Consider the following 6037-nt stretch of genomic DNA (forward strand, 5'->3'; position numbering starts at 1 on the left):
ACAGTAGTTGTCATGGCAAATTCATTTTATTCAAGCTTCAGTCTCAAATTGTCATCTCATTAATTAAAATCAAATTCTCACATTATAGATTAGTTTGTGAGACTAATTTGACGGTCGGCTGTAGACGTCAGTTTTTTAGATTTACTCAAACGTTTACCGAACAGCATATGTTTTACCAAACTAATCAGGTAGTGGCAATCAATACGATCGGGTATGGACTAGGCAGGAGATGGTAATCTTTGATTAAACAGATTCGTTGCTTATTTCTCCCATCGCCCTCCATCAGTACCGGCAGTGGAAAGCTCCACACCCCTACCCTCTTCGCCTACCCTGCCTAACGCTTCGTCCAACCCTGCCTATAACAAAGGGCAGGTTGTCCGACTAAATAATGTTTATTTTAAAGCTTCTTCCGCTGAATTATTACCAGACTCTTATGCTGAGTTAGACGGCTTAGTCGAACAGATGCAACTACGGTCTACTCTGCGGCTCAAAGGCGTATAATCATCTTTTAGTCACACCATCTCCCCTACCCCATCAGTTTCAGGCGATAGACAACGTATTCGTCGTTCACAAACACTAAGATATTCAGGCCATCGACAGAATCGACCAAACACTCAATGACCAAGATGTCTCTGTCGTCATTGATGCGGTCGTTGCCTTCCGGCTAGTATATTTTAACTGTTCTACTTAAGTCTAATAATTTTCTTTTTATATGTCGTGCGATTATATCAGATAAGTTGTTAACGGTAATATTTGCTTTAGTTTATACGATATTACTTCATAGATAGATTGAACATTTTATGATACTTGAGTAAATCTGCATAAATTTTGTATTTAGAAAAATGTCCATATACCTTTGATAATGAATAATTTATAAATTTAAATATTCACATTATGTACGAAATAAGGCCAAAATAAAGTAAATTACACATCTAATTACACATCTAATTACACATCTAATTACACATCTAATTACACATCTAATTACACATCTAAATTTGTTAGAAAATTAGATATAATTTCTTAGCAAATTTAACATGATTATTTCTATTAAATTTAGATAAATATCCTCATCTATTTTTGTATTAATTCTGCATCTAATTTTAAATCTAAATTACTACTAAATCAAAATCTTTATTTGTCTTAAAACTTTACAAATGATATACTATTTTCACATCTGTTTTTCATACTATTTTCGCACCTAGAAACCATACTAAATCTGAATCTAAAGGCTAACTTTTTTACGCGCTTAAGGCGCCGTCGGTAAGAACACATTAACGGTCGATTTTGCCGCCTGGCTGGTTAAAGAGGGCCACGATGTGTTGCTAGTAGATGGCGACGAACACGAGAAGTTCCAGCGACTTCACCGCATGGCGCGAACAGACAAAAGGGGATACAGGCTATACGCTGGTGAATGATCAGAGACATTCGCAAACAAGTCGATAGTATGCGGTCAAAGTACGATCATATTGTGATCGATACAGGGGGGAGGGATACCACTAGTCAACGCGCGGCTCTGTCAGTGGCTGATGTAGCCATGATCCCATTTGCTCCACGTGTGCAGATTACCCACAACTTACGATCTATTTTTACATCAAAATCTACATCTATTTCCTCATCTTAATATGATCAAAAAAAGATCTAGAAGTATTAGGATTATAAATCTTTATTCATATATTTACCGCATTAATAAATTATACTAAATCTCGATCTAAATGGTCATCTCTTTTAATTCAATTAAGGGTGGCGTGGGCAAGAGCACGTTAGCAGTCAATTTTGCTGCCTGGCTAGTTAAAGAGGGTCATGACGTATTACTGGTCGATGGTGACGAGCAGGAGACGTCCAGCGACTTCACCGCATGGCGCGAACAGACAAAAGGGGATACAGGCTATACGCTGGTGAATATGACCGGAGCTAACCTACGTAAACAAGTCGATAGTATGCGGTCAAAGTACGATCATATTGTGATCGATACAGGGGGAAGGGATACCACTAGCCAACGTGCGGCTCTGTCAGTAGCTGATGTGGCCATGATCCCGTTTGCCCCACGTAGCTTTGATTTATGGACCATTAATAAGGTCATTGACGTGATCAATGAAATTCAGTCGATCCGTGACAAACCGTTAACGGTTTATACATTTCTTAGCCGTGCTGATATCAGAAGCGCTGATAACCGCGAAGTCGCCTTGGCACTGGCTAATTACCCAGAAATTCAGTTTTTGCCGTACCCAATCAGTAACCGCAAAGCGTTCAGCAACGCAGCAGGGGTAGGGCTTGCCGTGTTTGAAACCGAGCAACCTGATGTGAAAGCTGTCGCAGAAATTAACGCACTTTTTAATATCGTATTACATGGCCACAACACTCCCGCCACAGCGTAAGAAACAGCCGACAGAAGCAGAAATCGAAGCTGTAATCAACAAAGGAAGTTCTACCCTTAAAAAGGACGCCCAGCCTATAGACGACGATACGGTTAAATTCTTCAACCTGCGCTTGACGCAAGGTGTTCTTAATAAAATAGAAGGGCTACGGGCCAAACGACCACGCAAACTGGCCAGCCCAAAACTCGGCATATCGACCCACGATTGGATATTAGAAGCCATAGAAGAAAAAATGGCGCGCGAGAAACGTAAATATTCTATGTAGTTCTATCTATGTAGAGAGCGTGTCTCAAACCTGCAATTTTACTTACTATTTGAATCAAAACGACCAGTCGTTTAAATATAAACGGAAGGGTAGGAGGGAAGCCGTTGGTTATTGGTTTATTATAAGCCCGTATCTAAGTCCTTTAAAACTAAAAGCTCAATGCTTTGAAAAATGGCCCGTACATAACCGGATTACGGCTATGTTTCGTCCTGGTTTTATTCGGAGGTTTTTCTGAACGGTGGCCGGGTAGGAGGGAAGTAATCTATAACGGGGCTTTTTGCGCTCAGAAAAACGGTTCATTTTAATCGTTCACTTTTTTTGACCAAGGTTGGGGTTTTCTGAACATTTTGCTCGATCTGTAAGCTGAAGGGTCTTTAAATTAAAAAATTCACCTTCCACTAACTTTTTTATATGTAATTAGATTTTCACGCGTGATGTAAGCTTGGGACGAGCCATAGTTTATCATCTGATCTAACAACCAGATAAAATCATTTAACAGATATACCTCGGTCTTTAAGGAAATGATGTACCGTTGATATAGTCGATCAATCAGCCTTTCGGTTGCACTATATGGTAGGGTAGGAAGTATATCAGGATGTTGGCTTAAAATAGTAGTGACCCAATGTAATCCAACTGGTAGTAACGTTTGGTCGCCAACCGTTGAAATTAATTTTATTAAAGAGCCAATGTGGGATGGACCAAAATGATCGGTTACTCGTTTTATGAAGTTCTTTTTTCCTTCCAGTGGTATCCAATGTACTTTGTTCTTATGCCACTCAATTTCTAAGAACAACAAGCTGGCTAATGGATGCTTATCAGATTTCTTGAGCACGCTATAAAGTTGATCCCAGATACGCCAGAAATTTGTAACGGTTTGTACACTTATTGATTCGGGCTTATTGTATACAATCTGATCTACTTCAGTTATCATTCGTTTCAATGTCCACTCAACAAATTGATAACTACTACTATGATAAGATTCGGGTGACATTATTTGCTGCAGGAGCACTTCAAATACATCGGTCGCATCTTTGTTGGTACAGTTAAGTAAATAATCTCGAAGACATTCTTGTAAACTACTTTGGTCTTCAGGATAGATAAGCGGTCTTTGATTATAATGCCCCTCTTGATCGTATTCTCTCTCTAGTCCCTTTAAAAACAGTGGTAACAAAAACTTTCTATAAGTTAATTGTTGATCATTCTCTTTATTGAAGGGGAGCATCATAAATGCCCTTATTAATAAATGGCTTTCCCAAGTTGTAAAATTGATCTGTTTAAAGTCAATAACTTCAGTAATTTTCTCTGATAATGCTTTAGTTACAAAAAGTTCTTCAGAATGAGCTACCTGTTTTTGTAATTCTTTATTGTTATAAAGTTTCCAATATTCTTTTTCATTGGTTTTTCGAACTTGAGCAAATCGTACTAAGCTTAACCAGACTCTGTTAGCGACAGCCTCATTCACTTCCCATAATTGCTCACGTAAAGAGGCTAGAATAGGCTCTATTTCATAATTCACAAAATAGGTTATTAGAACTTTAAATAAGAGCTTAACTACTAACTCCTCTGCTTTTTGGTTAATAGCATTTTTTAAAAGAAGCGGTAGGGACGTTAACGCAGGATTTCGCTCATGTGGTGAAATATGCAGTTCATACTCAATATCATGTCGTCTTCCTTCAACCACCTGAATGAGTGATTCGATAACTATAAATATCATATCAAAGGACCATTTTTGCTCCTCATTTGTCAAGTCAGCATTTAAGTCTCTCAACCCGATTATGGCGAGCATAACTGGGCGGTCAAACCTCGTGTCAATACTTTCAGTAGCTTGATATCTTTCATAAATTGTATGCCATACTTCATAGACGGCTACAACTTCGTCTTTCTGTTCATAGACGTTATCTATCCAAGTTTTATCTGTCCAAGCTTGATCGATCTGTTCCTGTAGCGGCTTATGTTCATTTACAATGACTTGTACGTCTGGTTCATAGTTTGGCTCTGTAATAAAACCACCTAACTTTTCGTCATAGTGGCGAATTTCCCACTTACGACTATCTATTTCATTTAATAGTTTACGCCAGTAGATATCGTTTATAGAAACGTCCCGATTTAAACGGTCAAAACGCTCATGTAACATCTTATTGAAACTTCCAATATTGAATTGCACATGACGCACAAATTCTGATAATCCAGAACCATATTGCTTACGATGTGGTAAGCTATTCGACTGAATACGCTCTTTCTGAGCATATGGTATATCGAAGTCTACGATTGCTAATGCACCAGCATGATCCTCTAATGCACGTTTCCAATCCCATTGATAGAACTCACGGGTACTCAGCAGTGGAAGCATTGCCTGGCCAACCTCTTCAGGGTAAGCCATCGCAACACTTGTCAATACGCTGCTAATTGCTACTGAACTCGAGTGGCGTAACAAATATTCATATAGATGTTGTAGATGGCTTCGACTGTTATCCGACTTGTAAGCGGCCAAATCCAACAGGTACTTTTCCAAACTCATCAGAATTGATTCCAGTATATCCGATGCGACAACAGTTGCTCGGTACACCTGCCACAATACATGATTTCCCCATTGTTGAATTACAGATTCATCCGATAAGATCACATTAACTTGAATGGGCACATCGTCTTTTGACCGACCAGATCGCACGTAATGTTCTGTACAGTAGTTAACCATTTCCAGTACAAAATTTACCCCGTACTGTTGGTTGGATTGAAGTAAATTTAAAACTGGTGTATTGTAAATACCGGGAGGTCCAAAGTGTAAGTGTGATTCTAAACCATATGGTTTATCCTGATCAAGCCAATCGTGATCCATACTGTATGAATCATCATAATCTTCTCCTAATAGTGGATGGTTAAACTTCGGTCGTTTTTTACGCAACCAAACTGCTCTGGCCAAAGCAATTATCTGTTCTGGTAAGAATCGAGTTAATGGGCGGTTGTATACTCCAGAAAGAGCCATTTTACGAACCTTACCATATAAAGAACGGGGGTGGGGGTCATACCGGTCATTTAATCCAGGCATTGCTCGTTGAAGCAATAACTTAATTTCATCTTGGGCATAAGGTGTCAATATAAAGGCCACCTCAATTAGACCATTTATACTATCCTTAAGCATTTCGTTTCTCCACACATTGTCCTTCTTCTCGACTGCCGCTAAATACGAAAATAAGATAGACTTAGCAGCCTGAATTTCATTCTGGGAAAGAGCATTACGATTGTCATACAGTAAATTATAACTCCAATCAATTAGAAGCCCTATAGTTAATAAGCGAAGATGGTTAAGTTGAGTAAAGTGTTTTTGAATAAATAACTGATGTTACGCAGCCTTAGCTAATAGAGTAGATTGACTTTTGAGACTGTTAAGGTTTCG

General features: G+C 38.8%; 4 protein-coding genes. 3 read left to right on the forward strand and 1 reads right to left on the reverse strand.

Annotation, left to right across the window (positions count from 1 at the left end; all coding sequences use genetic code 11):
- The first annotated feature begins 1447 nt into the window (after nt 1-1447).
- The 3 genes from ACYVGO_RS32785 to ACYVGO_RS32795 all read left to right on the forward strand — a co-directional run bounded on the left by ACYVGO_RS32785 (nt 1448) and on the right by ACYVGO_RS32795 (nt 2643).
- Nucleotides 1448-1624: a hypothetical protein gene (locus ACYVGO_RS32785; RefSeq protein WP_460972958.1), complete on the forward strand. Its 177-nt coding sequence runs from the start codon at nt 1448-1450 to the stop codon at nt 1622-1624.
- 91 nt (nt 1625-1715) lie between these two features.
- A complete protein-coding gene (locus ACYVGO_RS32790) occupies nt 1716-2378 on the forward strand; it encodes an AAA family ATPase (protein ID WP_460972959.1) in 663 nt (220 codons plus the stop codon).
- The gene (locus ACYVGO_RS32795) at nt 2350-2643 is read left to right on the forward strand and encodes a hypothetical protein (RefSeq protein ID WP_460972960.1); all 294 of its coding nucleotides are present in this window, start codon (nt 2350-2352) and stop codon (nt 2641-2643) included. Before ACYVGO_RS32790 ends, ACYVGO_RS32795 begins: the two co-directional genes overlap by 29 nt.
- Before the next feature lie 388 nt (nt 2644-3031).
- On the opposite strand, the gene ACYVGO_RS32800 is transcribed toward ACYVGO_RS32795, so the two are convergent.
- Entirely contained in the window at nt 3032-5782 is a 2751-nt protein-coding gene (locus ACYVGO_RS32800; RefSeq protein ID WP_460972961.1) for a hypothetical protein, read from the reverse strand.
- Nucleotides 5783-6037 lie beyond the last annotated feature (255 nt).

Source organism: Spirosoma migulaei (assembly GCF_054776855.1).